10 protein-coding genes are annotated in these 16168 nt (G+C 70.2%); 2 read left to right on the forward strand and 8 right to left on the reverse strand.

Annotated elements, in window-relative coordinates; translation table 11 throughout:
• The first annotated feature begins 364 nt into the window (after positions 1–364).
• Both ABZU91_RS08760 and ABZU91_RS08765 read left to right on the forward strand, forming a co-directional pair.
• Entirely contained in the window at positions 365–1870 is a 1506-nt protein-coding gene (locus tag ABZU91_RS08760) for an endo-1,4-beta-xylanase (RefSeq protein WP_355236092.1), read from the forward strand.
• Positions 1871–2016: 146 nt separating this feature from the next.
• Positions 2017–2790 carry a hypothetical protein gene (locus ABZU91_RS08765; protein WP_355236095.1) on the forward strand — a complete coding sequence of 258 codons (774 nt, stop codon included), beginning with the start codon at positions 2017–2019 and terminating at the stop codon, positions 2788–2790.
• A 157-nt stretch (positions 2791–2947) separates the two neighbouring features.
• On the opposite strand, the gene ABZU91_RS08770 is transcribed toward ABZU91_RS08765, so the two are convergent.
• The 8 genes from ABZU91_RS08770 to ABZU91_RS08805 form a co-directional block, all read right to left on the reverse strand.
• Positions 2948–3496 carry a copper resistance CopC family protein gene (locus tag ABZU91_RS08770; RefSeq protein ID WP_355236098.1) on the reverse strand — a complete coding sequence of 183 codons (549 nt, stop codon included), beginning with the start codon at positions 3494–3496 and terminating at the stop codon, positions 2948–2950.
• 23 nt (positions 3497–3519) lie between these two features.
• The gene (locus ABZU91_RS08775; RefSeq protein ID WP_355236101.1) at positions 3520–4725 is read right to left on the reverse strand and encodes a Dyp-type peroxidase; all 1206 of its coding nucleotides are present in this window, start codon (positions 4723–4725) and stop codon (positions 3520–3522) included.
• A gap of 23 nt (positions 4726–4748) precedes the next feature.
• Positions 4749–5351 (reverse strand): copper chaperone PCu(A)C, encoded by a 603-nt coding sequence (locus tag ABZU91_RS08780; protein WP_355236104.1) that lies wholly within the window; start codon positions 5349–5351, stop codon positions 4749–4751.
• Between the two features lie 310 nt (positions 5352–5661).
• On the reverse strand, positions 5662–6972 hold the full coding sequence (locus ABZU91_RS08785; RefSeq protein WP_355236106.1) for a ricin-type beta-trefoil lectin domain protein: 1311 nt from the start codon (positions 6970–6972) through the stop codon (positions 5662–5664).
• Positions 6973–7347: 375 nt separating this feature from the next.
• A complete protein-coding gene (locus ABZU91_RS08790; protein ID WP_355236109.1) occupies positions 7348–8562 on the reverse strand; it encodes a nucleotide disphospho-sugar-binding domain-containing protein in 1215 nt (404 codons plus the stop codon).
• Positions 8559–9236: a VC0807 family protein gene (locus tag ABZU91_RS08795; RefSeq protein ID WP_355236112.1), complete on the reverse strand. Its 678-nt coding sequence runs from the start codon at positions 9234–9236 to the stop codon at positions 8559–8561. The genes ABZU91_RS08790 and ABZU91_RS08795 overlap by 4 nt, the downstream gene beginning before the upstream one ends.
• Positions 9233–9850, reverse strand: a complete 618-nt coding sequence (locus ABZU91_RS08800; RefSeq protein ID WP_355236115.1) for a TetR/AcrR family transcriptional regulator — start codon at positions 9848–9850, stop codon at positions 9233–9235. The genes ABZU91_RS08795 and ABZU91_RS08800 overlap by 4 nt, the downstream gene beginning before the upstream one ends.
• A gap of 120 nt (positions 9851–9970) precedes the next feature.
• A complete protein-coding gene (locus tag ABZU91_RS08805) occupies positions 9971–16165 on the reverse strand; it encodes a S8 family serine peptidase (protein WP_355236117.1) in 6195 nt (2064 codons plus the stop codon).
• Between the last annotated feature and the right edge of the window lie 3 nt (positions 16166–16168).

Here is a 16168-nt window from a genome sequence, read left to right on the forward strand (position 1 = left end):
GTGGGAGCGTTTCCACACTACATTGAGACAAGTCGATGCCAAACTCGTCGAACGCCCGTCGCGCCGCGTCGACACCATCGGCCACCGGCCGCGCAGATCGAACCAATTCGATATAGCATCGCGGTAGGGCAGTGGCACTCCGCAGGGGCGTACGGCGCGGAGTGCTCGCCATCCATCGGGCGGACCGGGCAGCCCGCGGTGGCCACCGATTCGGGCACGGCTGGATTCACGCCGGCTCGACGTCACCTGCGGCGTGCTGGCCCAACGGCGAGCACGACGCGCCGGTCGTCGGCCGTGCGGTGATCGTCTGTTCCGTGCCTCGCGTCGGCAATGGACCAGACAGAGCACCGAGGAGAACGCGCAGATGAACGACGTACCCGCTCGACCGAAACGCCGCACCAGGGGCGCCGCCAGGCTGCTCCTGGGTGGGGCCTGCGCCCTGGCGATCACCGTGTCCTCGATGGCCGTGGCGACCTTCGCCCGTGCCGATCTCAGCGGACCGCCCGGGACCACCCTGAAGGCCGCCGCCGAGCGCAGCGGCCGGTACTTCGGCGCCGCGATGGGGGCGGACCGCCTCAACGACTCGGGCTTCCTGACCATCGCGAGCCGCGAGTTCGACATGATGACCGCCGTCAACGAGATGAAGCCCGACGCGACCGAACCCAACCCCGGTCAGTTCGACTTCCAACGCGGTGACGCGATCTACAACTGGGCCACCCAGCGCGGCATGCGCTTCCGTGGTCACACCCTGGCCTGGCACGCCCAGCAGCCGAGGTTCTGGGGGAGCCTCAGCGGCAGCGCCCTGCGGTCCGCGATGATCAGCCACATCAACGGCGTCATGGCGCACTACAAGGGCAAATTCGCCTACTGGGACGTCGTGAACGAGGCCTTCGCCGAGAACGGCAACCGGCGGTCGTCGAACCTGCAGTCCACCGGGAACGACTGGATCGAGGTGGCGTTCCGGACCGCGCGCGCCGCCGACCCGAGCGTGAAGCTCTGCTACAACGACTACAACATCGAGAACTGGACGTACGCCAAGACGCAGGGCGTCTACAACATGATCCGGGACTTCAAGTCCCGGGGCGTTCCGGTCGACTGCGTCGGCCTCCAGACCCACTTCACCGGTGGCAGTTCGCTGCCGGGCAACTTCCAGCAGACGCTGTCCAGCTTCGCCGCCCTCGGGGTCGACGTGGCGTTGACCGAGGCCGACGTCACCAACGCCTCGACCAGCCAGTACCAGGGCCTGACCCAGGCCTGCACGAACGTCCCCCGCTGCGTCGGCATCACGACGTGGGGCATCCGGGACAGCGACTCCTGGCGCGGTAGCGAAAGCCCGCTGCTCTTCGACCGCAACAGCAACCCCAAGGCGGCGTACACCGCCGTCCTGAACGCTCTCAACGCCGCCTCCACCACCGTGCCGGGCACGCCGCCGACCACGGCCCCACCGACGACGGCGCCACCCACGACCGCTCCGCCGACGACCGCTCCACCGACGACGGCGCCACCCACGACCGCGCCACCCACGACGGCTCCGCCGACCACCGCTCCGCCGACCACGCCGCCGCCGGGTGCCTGCACCGCGACGTACCGCATGGTCAACAGCTGGAACGGTGGCTTCCAGGGAGAGGTCACCGTGGCCAACAACGGTTCCGCCACCCTCAGCGGCTGGACCGTACGGCTGACGCTCGCCGGTGGGCAGACCATCGCCAACGTCTGGAACGGCGTCAACACCGGTACCAGCGGAACGGTCAGCGTCCGCAACGCCGACTACAACGGCTCCCTCGGCGCGAACGCCTCGACCACCTTCGGCTTCCTGGTCAACGGCAGCAGCAGCACCGCGCCCAGTGGTCTCTCCTGCACCAGTCCCTGACCGGCGACACGTACCGGCCCTGTCCGTCAAGACGCTGCCCGGGCCCGGAGTCATCGGCTCCGGGCCCGGGTGCCGTCGTGTTCGGACCGGTCCGCGACCGGAGTAGCCGCCTTCGCGTACCGCACCTCGTCGAATGGAGTACGACCATGCGCAGATTTCTCGCGGTGTTCAGCGCCGCCCTGATCCTCGGCACCTCAGTCGGCAGCGCTCCCGCCGGGGCGTCGGGTGCCACCCGGCCGTCGTGCCCCCGTGGCCTGCTCTTCTGTGAGGACTTCGAGCGACTGCCCGCCGGCGGGGCCAGCACGGTGAACTGGGGCGTCGACACCCGGCACGGCACGCTCACCGTCGAACGCGCCCGCCGCGGCAACCAGGTGCTGCACGTCCACACGGTCGACAACGGACGCGCCTTCCTGCGCGTCGACGACTTCGCGGCGCCCGGCAACCGCTTCTACGGCCGGATGCGCCTGCGGGTCGACGCGTTCCCCACCGCCCCGGACTGGGCGCACTTCACGCTGGTCGAAGCGACCGGCGCAGGCAGCACGGAGGTCGTTCGGCCAATCGGTGGCCAGTACGCGCCCACCGTCCCCGGAACGTTCTGGGGCATCGGCGCCGACGGCGGTCCCACCGGCGACTGGACCAACTGGCGGGAATCCGCCCCGGTCGTCGAGGACACCTGGCAGTGCTTCGAGTGGAAGATCGACGCGGCGGACAACCGCGTCGCCGTGTGGATCGACGGCGTGGCGAACCCGGAGCTGACCGCCTCCACGAACGACCACGGCGGCAACGACGTTCCCTTCGTCCTGCCGACGGTCGACACGGTGAAGATCGGCTGGCAGCTCTATCAGGGCGGGACGACGCCGGGCGAGTTCGACCTCTGGATCGACGACATCGCCCTCTCGACCAAGCGGCTCGGCTGCTGAACCGACGCCCGGTGGATGCCCGGGGGCGCTCGACGGGGCGTCGCCGCCATCCAGGCCGGTGGGGGCAGTCGCTGCGCCCGTCCCCACCGGCCAGGGCGTCACACCAGTCGGCGACGTACCCACCAGAGCGTCAGCAGGATCTGCGGGAGCGGCCCGGTCATCGACGCCTCGCCCGCCGCCACAGCAGCCCGACGCCCGCGACGACCAGAACGGCCGCTGCGGTGCCGCCGGCGAGGACGCCCGCGCTCGTGCCGCGCTCGCGCGGCGCGGACGCCTCGTCGATCGTCGTGCTGACGACAGGCGCGACGCTCGAGTCGGGGTCGGCCACCGTGAACGGGTACGAACCCTGGGCCGGGTGCCCGTCGGTGGAGACGACCCGGTAGGCGACGGTGTACGTCCCGTTGGGTAGCGCCTCGGTGACCTGGATCGATCCCTTTGCCCCGCTGACCACCGCGTCGCCGGTGGGGACCTTCCGCCGGGCGGCGTCGGTGAGCACGATGGTGGCGAACGCGGGGTCGAGCCGCTGAGCGAATTCGAGCACGATCTCGGTGGGTGCGCGGGACAGAGTCGACTCCTGGACCGGTGCCGCCGACCGCAGTGCGTTGTGCGCCCACGCGGGGCTGGCCGGGATGAGGATCGCCACGACGACGGCGAGCACTGCCGCGCCGAGCCGGAGGACGATCGGTCGGGACGGCGATGCGGTCATGACGACACTCCGGTCGACGCGGCTCACCCGAGGACCTGCTCGCCGATCCAGCCGCCTGGTGGGCAGCCGGGTGGGATGGCGAAGACGGCGGATCCGATCGGGGTGGTCCACTCGTTAAGCAGGTCCCGGTCGGCGAGTCGGCGTTGGACCGGCAGGAACTGACGGGTGATGTCGGCCTGGTACGAGGTGAAGATCAGTCCGCTGTCGGCGTGGCCGTCGGCGTTGGGGACGCCGTCGTAGTTGTAGGGCCGTCGCAGGATCTTGAGCCGGTCGTCGGTGACGTGGGCTCGGGTCATGTGGGAGAAGTCGGGGATGACGGTGAGCCCGTCGGGGCCGGTCGCCGCGAAGTCGGGTTCGTCGTGTTCGGCGCTGCCGCTGAGTGGGGCGCCGCTGTCGAGGCGCCGACCGACGGCGAGCTCGCGGTCGGCGCGGCCCAGGAGGTCCCAGGTTTCCAGGTTCATGCTGATGCGTCGGACGACGAGGGTGGTGCTGTCGCGCAGCCACGCCGGGCCGTCGGGCACGAAGACCGCCGAGTCCATCGGTGTGCCGGGGCGCGGGTTGGCGGTGCCGTCGAGTTGACCGAAGAGGTTGCGTTGGGTGTGGCCGCTCGGCTCGACGCCGGGACTGCGGCGAAAGCCCTGCTGCACCCATCGGACGGTGGCGAAGGGCCGGCTGTCCTTGAGCAGCACCCGCTGGGTGTGCGCGACGGTGATCGCGTCGTCGGCGCAGATCTGAAGGAGCAGGTCGCCGCCGGACCAGGCTGGTTGGAGCCGGTCGATGCGGAACGCGGGTAGGTCGGTGACCGAGGTCGGTCGCCGGTCGTCGGCGCCGGCGGCGCGGTAGAGGTTCGGTCCGAACCCGAACGTCACGGTGAGGCGTGCGGGAAGGAGCCCGAGTTCGGCCTCGGTGTCGGCCAGGGCCGGTTGGCCCTGGGTGAGTCGCACGGCGTCGTCGGTGAGCAGCCGCAGCATCCGGCCCAACGCGGCCCGGTCGACGCCGGACTGCAGGGTCAGGGCCACGAACGACGCGTGGGCCTGCGGTTCGGTCGACACGCCGGCTTGTCGGGGCCCGTAGAAGGGCTCGACCAGGCTTCCGACGCTCGCTACCGGCGTCGCGTCGGCCGCCTGCGGCCCACCCCGTCCGGTACGGGTCGCGGCGATGGCGGCTGCGCCCGTGAGCGCACCTCCGGCGGCCAGTGCCCCCCCGGTGAGCAGACCGCGTCTGCTCATCGGGCGAACCCGCGGGGTATCGGTCACGATGCCGGGCTCGTGCTCATCTCCGGCGTGGCGCTCATGCCCGGCACGGGCTCGCCGTGGCCCGGGGCATAGCTCTCCTGAGCGCCGGTGAACGGCTTGGCCACGGCGGTGAACTGCTGGGTCCTGCCGTCGGCGAAGGTGAGAGTGAAGGTCAACTCGTCGCCGGCCTGCACGGGCTTGGCGATGCTCATGAGCATCAGGTGGTCGCCGCCGGGCTCCAACGCGTGGCTGCTCCTGGCCTTGATGACGATGCCGCCCTGCTTCTGCTGCATGACCATCTTGCCGTCCTTCATGGTCATCTCGTGCAGCTCCATCGGGGAGGCCGAGGTCGCGGCGCTGGTCAGCGTGACATCAGTGTCCGCGTCGTTGACCAGGGTCCCGAAGGCCGCCGTCATCCCCTTGTCGGCGGCCTTCACCCACGGATCGCGGACCGTCACCACGCCAGCAGTGGCGCTTGCCGACACCGACGGGCTCGGCTGCGCGGCCGACGACGGGTCCGACGAGCCGCACCCGGTGGCGCCGAACGCCACGAGCGCGGCGGCGACGGCGAGTGCGACGGCCGGGCGTCGCTGTGAGCCGAAAGGGCTGGTAGTGCGCATGAATTCGTCCTCCGATGGTTGCTGCTGCTCGTTGGTCGGTCGCCGCGGCACGAAAGTTCCGGGTGCGCGTTCGCGATCGCGCGGAGGAAATCTCCGGCGCGTCCTGCCGCGACTGGCCCCCGGCGCGGCGTCGCCCCGCTGGCGCACGCCGTGGCCGCCGCGCAGCGTGACGTGCCATCGCACGTGGACGACCTTGCGCTCCCTGGCGACCCGGCCAAGGTCGCACGCGCAAGTGCGATTGGACCCAAAGGAGACGCGCCGCCCGGGAAGAACCCGAGCGGCGCGTCTACGACATGCGGGGGGCGAGGCCCTAGGTACGCGTGCTCCACTGCTGGTTGGCGCCGCCGTTGCAGGCCCAGAGGTGCAGCTGCGTTCCGTTGGCCGTGCCGGAACTGACGGCGTCCAGGCAGAGCCCCGACTGCACGGAGGTGATGGTGCCGTTGGAGTTGACGTTCCACTGCTGGTTGGTCTGGCCGTTGCAGTCCCAGATGATGACGGCGGTGCCGTTGCTGCTGCCGGCCCCGCTGGCGTCCAGACACTTGTTGCCGTAGACGGTCAGCGTGCGGTTGGCGGTCCGTGTCCAGCGCTGGTTGGTGCCGCCGTGGCAGTCCCAAAGCTGCGGACGGGCACCGTTGGTCGTGCTGGAGTTGGGGACGTCGACGCACCGACCGGACTGGCTGCCCACGATCAGCACGCTCTGCTGACTGGGTGGCGGGGTCGTCGGCGGGGGAGTGGTGGGCGGGGGAGTGGTGGGCGGCGTGCCTCCCCCGAACTGGGCGAAGAAGTTCCACACCTCCTGCTTGACCCAGCTCCGCGCGCCGCTCTCACAGCCGGCACACCCGTCCACCGGGCCCTGCTGGTGGCCGCCGTCGAACGCGGCCCAGAGCACCGGGTATCCGGGCTGGCAGGAGTAGGCGGTGGTGATGTGGGTCCGGCTGCCCGACGCCGGTTCGGGTGGGTTCTGCGCGGCGCATCCGTTGTTCCGGACGAACCGGTCGCGTAGTGCCCGCCCGTTCGCGATGTTGTCGTTGATGCCGTGAATCCCGAGGTACGCCACGGGCTGGGTGCCGCCGCTGCATCCGCTGATCGCTCCCGGTGCCGCGATGGCCGCGACCGCGCGGAACACCGTCGGCCGGGAACACGCCAACGAGTAGCTCATCGCGCCGCCGTAGCTGAACCCGACGGAGAAGAGCTGCGTCGTGTCGACGCAGAGGGCGTTCTCGATCACACGGACCATGTCGTCGGTGAAGGTGACGTCCTCACCGTTGGCGTTGCCCCAACCGTTGTTGAGGCCCTGCGGGGCCACGAAGATCGTGGTGTTGTTCGCCTGCGAGAGCATGCCGTAGTAGGCCCACGGCGCGCCGTCGGTCCCGCCCGACGCGACCTGGCTCGCGGTGCCGCCCAGCCAGTGGAAGCCGAAGGCCAGCCGGTGGGCGTAGGTGTTGTTGTAGCTGTCGGGTAGCCGGAGGATGAAGCTGCGGCTCTTCCCGCCGCTCTGGATGGTGTGGGTTCCGCTGGTCAGTCCGGGCGCCTTACCGCAGCCGGCGGTGGTGGCCGCGGCTGCCGGAGTGACGCTCGTGACGACGTACGTTCCGACGGCGATCAGGACCAGGGCCGCCATGGCTGCCCCTATCCAGGGGACGGACAGTCTGCGAAGTGGCACAGCTGGATCTCCTTGCTCGGGTGGAATGGTGTGCGACGACCGCGCGCTCCGTCACCGTCGGTCACTCCGTCCACCGGGCTCGCCGCCGAGAAACCCTGAAGACGTGATGTGCCCACGAGGACGGCCGGCTCGGGCCACGGGTGCCCGTCACTGGTCTCGCCGCCATGCGGGACCGAGCAGCCGTCGAATCGTCGGTGGCCCACAACGTTCGCCCGAACACCACGCGACCGACCGTCGGAGGGTGCCGGAGCACCAGATTCGAGGGTCGAACCGATTCGACTCGACGCTAGATCACGCAATTGCAAGTGTCAATGTCTGAGGATCCGCTTGTGGTCAGGCGCGGACCGGATCCCCGTCGGAGGCGATGCCCATCTCCACCGCGTCCGCCGCAGCTCGGCGCCCTCCCGCCGCCCGCACCGTCGCCGACGCGGTACGCAGACGCTCGCGGATCGTCGAATCGTGCGTGAGGTCGCGGATGCCGGCCTCGATGTCGCTGCTCTGACCAGCACCGTTCGACATGGTCACCCCGAGACCGAGAGCCTCGACCCGTGCCGCGACGACATGCTGTTCGCTGGTACGCGGCGCGCACACCATCGGAACGCCGAACCAGAGGGCCTCCATGACGCTGCCCATCCCGGCGTGCGTGACGAACAGGTCGGCCCGCGCCAACGCGGCGAGCTGGTCGACGTGCTCGTGGACTTCGACCCGGTCGGGCAGCGTCCCGAGATCGGCGATCGGGAGCCCACCGGTGGATACGAGCACCCGGCGGTCGGGCGACGCGGCGGCCGCTGCTCGGATCAGTGGCCGTAGCGCCTCGGGCTCGGCCGCCGCGGTGCCCGCGCTCACGTACACGAGGCGCTCGTGCACTGCCGGTCCGGTGCCGAGCCGCGAGCGCAGGCACGGTCCGACGAAGTGGTGGTCCGAGCCGAAGCCCTCCCCGTTCCACTGAAACCAGCGCGGGAGAAACGCGATCGATCGCCGCTCGCGTGCCTCGGCCAGGTCGCGTACGGTGCCGCGCTCCAGTCCCCAGCGCGCGGAGAACTGGTCGAGCTGGTCCTGCAACGGGGTGAAGGCGGGGTGTGCCGGGTCGAGGACGCTCGTCTGCCCGGTGGCGGCGGCCAAGGACCACGCCGGCCCCTGTGCGAAGGACGGGAACATCGCCACCGCCGGCCGATTCAGCAACTGCGCCAGCGCGCGGCCGGCCGGATGCGCGGCCCGATCGTAGAGCAGGACGTCGGGAACGTCGCCGCGCAGGACGGGGATGATCTGCGGTACGACGGCGGCTGCCTCCGCCACGAGCACGAACGGGAGCCACACCGCGAAATCGGCCGGCGGCACCGCCGACGACGGGCGCGTGACAAGCGTGGACTCGTACGTCACGACGTCCGCGCCGGCACCTCGCGCAGCGGGTGCCGCGACGTCCGGGGCGAAACAGGTGACCCGGTGCCCGCGGGCCCGCAACTCCTCGATGACGTCGAGGACGGGCAACAGGTGACCAGTGGCCCCGACGGCGAGGACGGCGACGTGCGCACCGGCCTTCGTGCTCACGCGCGCAGCCCGTGCCGGGCGGTGTACCAGAAGAACCAGGACAGCAGGCCGGCGAGCATGATGACGTACTGCACGTTGGTGACCGTCGCGACCGCGTCGAGGTCGATCACTGACGCGATGGCGACGCGGACCACGGCGTCCAGCATCAGCACGACGCCGACCACCACGCTCACCAGGCGCAGGCGGCGCCGGAAGACCGGATCGTCGGTCCAGCGCTGCTGCCATGCCGCGGCGCCCTCATCACCGACCTTCGCCGTGGCGATGGCCGTGCCGAGGTGGAGCATGAACGGCCGCTTCATGGTCAGCGACAGCAGCACCCACGCGCCGAGCAGACCGGTGAGCCAGCCGTCCTTGACGTACAGCAGCCGCGCGTCCCCGGTGACCACGCTCAGCGCGCCCCCCGCCAGGAAGAGGCTGACGACGACAAGGCCCGCGACGTCGATCCGCCGGCTGCGTGCGGCGACCAGGGCGGCGTTCGCCGCGGGAACCGCCCCGGCGGCGAGGGTGGCCGCCAGCACGCCGGCGCCCAAGGCGCGAAGCGCGTAGTAGGCGACCAGGGGCAGGACCACGTCGACGACGATTCGTCCGACCAGAGCGCGGCGCGCGCTCTGGCTCGTGGGCGTCGCCTCGGCACCGGTCACCACCTGTTGGTCGGCGTTCCTGGCTGGCCTCATGGGAGCACCTCGCCGAGATCACCTGCGGCGGGGTCCACGGCGATCGCGCGATCGAAGAGCGTGCACAACTCCTCCGCGTAGGCGGCCAGGTCCAACCCTGCACCGCTGGCGAACCGCTCGACGGCGGCGTCGACGGCGGCGCGGACCGTCAGCGCCATCACCACCGGGTCGAACGTGCGCAGTTCCCCGGACTCCTGGCCGGCGATGAACAGGTGCGCCAGCAGCATCACCGGTACGTCCTCGTGGACGTCCGCATCCGCCGTGTCCCTGGGCAGGTTGCGGACGATCTCGACGGCCGCGCGGGCGTACGCCGGTCGTTCACCCAGGAAGCGGAAGTTCGAGCGTAGGTACGCGGCGAGCTTGCCACGTGCCGTCGACTCAGCCTCGATGGCCGGGACCATGACCTGTTGCGCCCGGTCGACGATGTGGCGCAACGCCGCGGCGACCAACTCCTGCTTGGTGTCGTAGTGGTACGTGATGAGCCGTGTGCTGCTGAGTCGCGCCGTCTCGACGATCCGCGCGAACGTCGCCCCCGCGTAGCCGTGTTCGGCCAGCAGCTCGACGAACGCCTCCAGAATCTGCGTCTTTCGATCGGCCTCCGGTATTATCTGCATAGATAAAAGTTCAGCAGAAGGCCGGCTTCCCGTCAAGCGCGTAAGGATCGGTGCGGCGTGTGCGGGAAACGGCAGAGCCTCCCCGGCGACGTCGCCGGGGAGGCTCTGACCAGTGAGCGGCTATCTCTTCAGGCGCGGGTCCTCCTGCACCTTCAGCGCGTTGAGGATCGGATCGCCCTCGCCCTTCTCCCGGGTGAACTGGATCGTCAGATCGCCACCGGTGTGCTCGACCGTGACCGTGTTCGTGTCGACGGCCAACGCGCCCACCTTCGCCTGCACGTCATGGTCGTACAGCACGACCTTGCCGTTGGCGAGCACGTCGAAGGCACGCTTGCCGACCTTGACCTTCTCGAGCTCCGTGAAGTCGAGGTCGATCCGGTACGTGCCGGCGGGGGCGTTCTTGAACACGTAGCTGAACGTGTCGCCGGTCCGCTGGGTGCGGAACAGCGCGTCGTCCGTCGTACCGGCGATGTCGGCCTTCGTGGTGTGCGCCTTGCCGCCGACGTAGCCCCACTGCCGCGAGCCGAGCGCCTGGTCGGGCGCCCAGAAGAAGCCCGCGGCGTCGACGTACCCGGACCCGCCCGCGTCGACGCCCTTCCAGTAGGCCGACGTCGCCAGGCGGACCGCCTTGAGCTGGCTCTCACCCTTGCCGGCGTTGGACGCCACGAGCACGTCCCCGACGAGTACGCCGGGCTTGATGCCGGCGTTGTCGGCCGTCACCGTGACCGTGGTCGACGTGCCGGCCGCGAGCGTGACCGGGCCGGTCGCGGCCGGGCCCGAGAGGGTCAGCCACGGCAGGTCGGCGGCCTCGTGCCCACCGTCGTCGGTGCGCTTCTGCTCGCTGACCCGCACCTGAAGCGGTGCGGAACCGGTGTTGGTGACGGTCACATCGGCCGTCGCCTTCTGGCCCTTGTCCAGGAGCCAGTCGAAGTCAGCCGCCGCGACGGTGGCGATGCCCGTCGTCAGCGCCGTGTCGACCACCTCGGCCTGGTCCTTCGTGGCGATGGACACGGAGTGGCTGACCGCGACGTAGTTCGGCGCCTCGATCTGGACGGTGTTCTCGCCGACGAGCGCCTGGGCCTTCCACCGGCCCTTGACGTCGGTCGTAATGACCCGCTCACCCGCCGGCCCCTTGAGCGTGACGATCGCTCCTTCGATCGGCTTGCCGTCGTTCTTGTCGGTGACCGTGCCCTCGATGGTGCCCGCGGCCGGGAGGGTGTACTCCAGGCCCAGGCCGGCCTTCAGGACGGGCTGGTCGAAGGAGTACTGGCTCGCGGGGTTGCGGTTCAGGCTCTCCACGCCGACCGTCGCCGACGAACCCTTGGTGAGGGGATTGTCGCCGCCGACGCCGTCGCCGTAGCCGATCTGGATCCGTCCGTCCGCGATCAGGGTGACCGAGAAGCTCACCCGGGCGCTCGGGTCAGCGAAGAAGGTGACGTTGCGCCATTCGATGACCTGCGCCGGCAACCCGTCAATCTCGGTCGTGCCGAGGTAGATGCCCGCCTCGTCGTCCACGACGAGGTCGTCCCAGAACGGGTAGACCGCGTCGATCGGGGTGTCCGACGACGGGAGCGGCGTGTTGGTTGAAAACCCGCCGATGCGGTCGAAGGTCAGCGCGCCGTTCATCGTCGCGCACACGCCGTCCCAGGCCGTGTCGTAGAACGGCTGGAGGTAGCTGGCGTCGAAGAACAGCGGGCCGCAGCGCTCGTCGCCATGCCAGCCGGACTCCTGGGTGCCCTGGCGGTAGAGCCCCTCGGTCACCTTCATCGAGTACGAGCGACCGGCTGGGGCCACCGGCACCGGACCCGGGTCCGGCTGCTCGGGCTCCGGCTCCGGCTCCACCGTGTCCGCCCGCGGGTCGAGCGTCACCCGCAGCGCGGCGATGCTCGGGGGCTTCAGCCCCTTCGAGCCCCGCAACTCCACGGTCAGCGGACCGCCCTCGTGCTCGACGACGGCCTTACGCCAGTCCGCGGCGTTCGGCCCCACGGCCGCGGTCGGGTCGTACGCGTAGTTCGTCAGCGTCCCGTCCACGAGGACGTCGAACACCCGCTTGCCCTTCGGCGCCTTTTCGATCTCGGCGAAGCCGAAGTCGATCGCGTAGGTGCCCTTGGGCGCGTCCGGGAAGCGGTAGAACAACTGCTTTTCCGGCGTGGTGCGCTGCGACTGGAACAGGAGATCGTCCGTCGTGCCGGCGATCGGGGCCTTCGTGGAGGTGACCTTCGTCTTCCCCTCGTAGCCCCACGCCTTCTTGCTCGCCGGCTGGTCGGCGGACCAGGTGTAGCCGGTGCCGTCGGTGAGCTTCGCGCCGCCGGCGTTGACGCCGACCTGGTACTTCGTGGTCGTGAGCGTCACCGGCACGTACGTCTTGGACTGGCGTCCGGAGTCGGACCGCACGACGATGTTCGCGCCGAGGACACCGGGCTTGGCGCCCTTCGAGGAGATCGAGACCTGGACGGTCGTCGACTGGCCGGGGGCGAGGGTGCCGCCGGTCGAGGAGAGCGACAGCCACGGCAGGTCGGTGAGCAGGTCGTCCTCGACGTCGACGAGGACGACGTCGTCGGCGACCTGATCGACCGCCCACAGCGCGCCGGACGAGTCGGTCTCGAGGCCGCCGCCCTGGTTCGCCTTCTGGCCCGGGAACCACCACGCGTTCACCAGCGAGCAGTCGTCCGGGTCGACCTGCAACAGGCGGGTGGGCCGGTTCGAGGTGAGGTCGGTGTACCAGATCGTGTCCGACGCCTGGTTGTAGGCCAGGCCCATGATCTCGGGCAGCGGCGGCGTGCAGAAGGACAGCAGCGCGCCGGGATTGTCGTGCGAGGTGCCGGCGACCGTCCCGATCAGGCCGTTCGCCCGGCCACCGACGTAGAACACGTCCTTGGTCGGGTTGTAGGCGAGACCGGTGAGCTGAAGCGTGGACCAGTCACCCTTGACCTGGCGCGTCTCCTTGCCGGTTTCCCGGTTGAAGCAGTGGATGTAGCTGGCCGGGCTGTCCTCCATCTGGCACATGTCACCGGTCCTGGTGTCGAGCGCCATGTCGAAGGCCCGGTACGCGGGGTTCCACGTCGCGTCGAAGACCTTGCCGGTCTTCTTGCCGGTCACCGTGTAGGCGGTGTTGGTCCGCGCCCAGTAGTCGTGGACCCAGACGTCGCCGTCGTACCCGACGCCGGAGGGCTCCTTCTCCTCGATCGTGCCGGGGATCTTGATCCGGGTGATGACGTCTCCGCCGGAGGTCGCGCCGACCTTGGCTGCCGCCTGGGCCTCCGCGGTGCTCGACGTGGCGGTCTTGCTGTCGGTGCTGGACGGCTGCATACCGCTCGCGCCGGCCTTCCAGCCGGCGAGGTCGATCGTGCTTGCCGCGCCCGTGCCGGTGCGCACGGTCGCGCCGGTGGCATCGAGCTCGGGGTGCCGCGCGGCCTCGCCCAGGGTGTACGTGAGCGGGGCGGAGCCGGTGTTGGTCAACGTCAGCGAGCCGACGCCGTTCTGGTCGGTACCCAACAGCGTCTCGAGGCCGTCGGCCTTCAGGCCGGCGACACCCGTGGTCAGACGCGCGTCGATCTTCGCCTGCGAGAAGAGCTTGTCGAGCGAGAACGGGTACGACATGGTCGTGTAGTTCGGCGCCTCGACCGTCATGGTGTAACCGCCCGTCGGAAGCTGGCGGTGCACGAGGCCGGTTCCGTTGGTCGTGACGGTCTCGACGAGCCCGTCCTCGGTGCTGAAGGAGACCTTGGCGCCGGCCACCGGCAGCCCGTCGTTCTTGTCCACGACGGTCGCGTCGAGGTACCCGAAGTCCGGCATGTCGTAGGTGACAACCATCCCGTCGCGCAGCACGGGGGCGTGGTCGGAGAACCGGATGCCGTCGACGCCGGCCCAGCCCTGGATGCCGGTGACGCCGTTCGCGCCGGCGGTCACCGGATCGTCAGATCCGACGCCGTCGCCGTACCCGAAGATCATCGTGCCCGAGCGGGTGAACGTGGCCGAGAAGTTGACCGGTTCCGTGTATTCCGATCGGATGGGGTAGGCCCAGAGTTTGGCCTTGCGGTACTCGACGACGAACGCGTCCTCACCGTCGACCTTCGTGGTGGCCGTGAAGACACCACCGCCGGGGGCGAACTCGATGGGGCCCTCCAGGTAGAACGGGAAGGCACCCGCGCCGCCGTAGCCGGGGCCGGTGCTGCCGTCCGGAGAGATGATGCCGCGCAGGCCGACGCCGAGCGTGTCGTGGCTGCCGTTGTACAGCGCGATCGGGAACGGCAGCTGCACCGTTGCCCACACCCCGCTGCCGAACGTGACCTGCTCGGTGCCGCGCAGGTACTCGCCCTCGGTGACGGCGCAGCTGTAGCCGCCCTTGTCGACCACGAGCCCGACCGGGATCTCGGGCGACTCGTTCTGCGCTCCCACGGTCAGCGGGAGCGTCGAGGGGGAGAAGCAGGCGTTGGGGGTGACGGCCAGCTTGTACGCGCCCTCGGGGACAGCGGTGATCGTGAACGCGCCGTTGGCGTCCGTGCGTACCGGCTTCAGCGGCGTGTCCCGGATCGCGACGTCCGCGTTCGGCACGGGCCGCTTCTTGTCGTCCACGACCCGGCCGCTGATGTCGTGCTTCGCGGCGGCCGTGAGGGGCAGCTTGACCGAGGTGTCCTGGCCGAGGGAGACGCTGACGGTGGCGGTCGCGGTCAGGTAGCCGAAGACCTTGGTGCTGAGCTGGTAGTCGCCCACCGGGAGGTTCGTGGTGAACCGACCGTCCTTGTCGGTGCCGATCGACCGGCTGAACGGCCCGCTGATCGTCACGTCGGCGGCGGGGACTCCGGCGCCGTCGGCGGTGACGACACCGGTGAGGGTGCCGCCCTTGCGGGGCGCGAGCTCGAGCAGGCGGACGAGGTCGAGCCGGCCCTCGCCGTACATGTTGTTGAGCTCGGCGGTGCCGCCGCACTCGGTGTCGTCGACGTCGGTGGCCGACTCGGCGAGCAGGCGACGGGTCTCGTCGACCTGCCCGATCAGGGTCGGGTCGTAGCTCCAGAGCGCCGCGACCGCGCCGGCGACGTGCGGTGACGCCATCGACGTACCGGCCATCTCGACGTAGCTGTTGTTCGGATAGGACGAGCGGACGTTGACACCCGGCGCGGAGATCTCGGGCTTGATCCGGCCTCCCTCACCCTCGCCCTTGCGGGAGAACGACGCGAGCGTGCCGTCCTCGGCGTAGGCGCCGACGGAGTAGGCGCTCGCCGCGGAACCCGGCGAGGAGACCGTGTCACAGGCCGCGTACGGCGAGGTGTTTCCTGACGACCAGGTGCTGAAGATGCCCGCGGCGGTCCAGGCCTCGTCGACGGCCTGGAAGAAGTCGTCGAAGTCGTGCTCGACGGTCTGGCCCCACGAGTTGTTGACGACGTGCGGGCGCTTGGACGGGTCGGGGTTGTTTCCCGCAAGGTCGGTCGGGGCGAGCAGCCACCAGCCGGAGCGCAGCAGCGACTCGACACCGGTGCTGTCACAGCAGCCGTTCGTCGCGATCCACTGCGCGTCCGGGGCGACGCCGACGTGGTCGGTGCCGTCGACGCCGACCATGGTGCCCATGGTGTGCGTGCCGTGTCCGTTGTCGTCGCACGGCGCGCCCGTGCACGAGCCCCGGGTGGCCATCCAGTTGTAGTTGTGGTCGACGGTGCCGTCCGGCTTCGCGCCCCGGTACTGACGCGCCAGGGCGGGGTGGTCGAACTGGACGCCCGAGTCGAGGTTGGACACCGTGATGCCGGCGCCGGTGGCGCCCATGGCCCAGGCCTGCGGGGCGTGGATGGCGTCCAGACCCCACGTGACGGCGTCGTCCGCGCCCTTCTTCGGGGTGGCGGGGCGGGCAGCCTGGTCAGCGGGGAGCTTCTTCTCCACGGGCTGTACCAGGGCGACCTGCGGCGTGGCGTGGATCTCGGCGACCTGCACCCGCGCGGCCACGTCGAGAGCGAGCTTCTCGCTGCCGCCCTTGACGAGTACGGCGTTGGCGATCGGGTAGGGGGTGTACTTGACCCCGGCCCGGTCGAGTTCGGTGGAGACGGAGGCCAGGGAGTTCTTCGACGCCGTGGTCAGTGCGTCGTAGACGAACTGACCACGGGCCGTCCAGTCGGCGATCTTCTTCGCCGGCCCGAGGTCGGGCTTCGTGTCGAACGTGATCCAGAAGTCGGAGGCCGGCTGTGCGCGGAAACGGTCTTTCAGGGTCGGCGCGATCTTCCTGGCCGCCGTGCCGGGATCCGGCTCGGCGGCGGACGCCGGTATCGGCTGGAGCATGCTCAGGCCGACCGCTGCGGCCAGCGTTGCCGCGAGGGCTGTGAATCTCATCGG

Source organism: Micromonospora sp. NPDC005174 (genome assembly GCF_040608495.1).
GTDB lineage: Bacteria > Actinomycetota > Actinomycetes > Mycobacteriales > Micromonosporaceae > Micromonospora.

Bases quoted from the DNA above. Each gene is read 5' to 3' on its own strand.
- ABZU91_RS08795 (WP_355236112.1), bottom strand. From the start codon at position 9,236: ATGAGGCCAGCCAGGAACGCCGACCAACAGGTGGTGACCGGTGCCGAG.
- ABZU91_RS08800 (WP_355236115.1), bottom strand. From the start codon at position 9,850: ATGCAGATAATACCGGAGGCCGATCGAAAGACGCAGATTCTGGAGGCG.
- ABZU91_RS08785 (WP_355236106.1), bottom strand. From the start codon at position 6,972: ATGGCGGCCCTGGTCCTGATCGCCGTCGGAACGTACGTCGTCACGAGC.
- ABZU91_RS08780 (WP_355236104.1), bottom strand. From the start codon at position 5,351: ATGCGCACTACCAGCCCTTTCGGCTCACAGCGACGCCCGGCCGTCGCA.
- ABZU91_RS08760 (WP_355236092.1), top strand. From the start codon at position 365: ATGAACGACGTACCCGCTCGACCGAAACGCCGCACCAGGGGCGCCGCC.
- ABZU91_RS08765 (WP_355236095.1), top strand. From the start codon at position 2,017: ATGCGCAGATTTCTCGCGGTGTTCAGCGCCGCCCTGATCCTCGGCACC.
- ABZU91_RS08805 (WP_355236117.1), bottom strand. From the start codon at position 16,165: ATGAGATTCACAGCCCTCGCGGCAACGCTGGCCGCAGCGGTCGGCCTG.
- ABZU91_RS08775 (WP_355236101.1), bottom strand. From the start codon at position 4,725: ATGAGCAGACGCGGTCTGCTCACCGGGGGGGCACTGGCCGCCGGAGGT.
- ABZU91_RS08770 (WP_355236098.1), bottom strand. From the start codon at position 3,496: ATGACCGCATCGCCGTCCCGACCGATCGTCCTCCGGCTCGGCGCGGCA.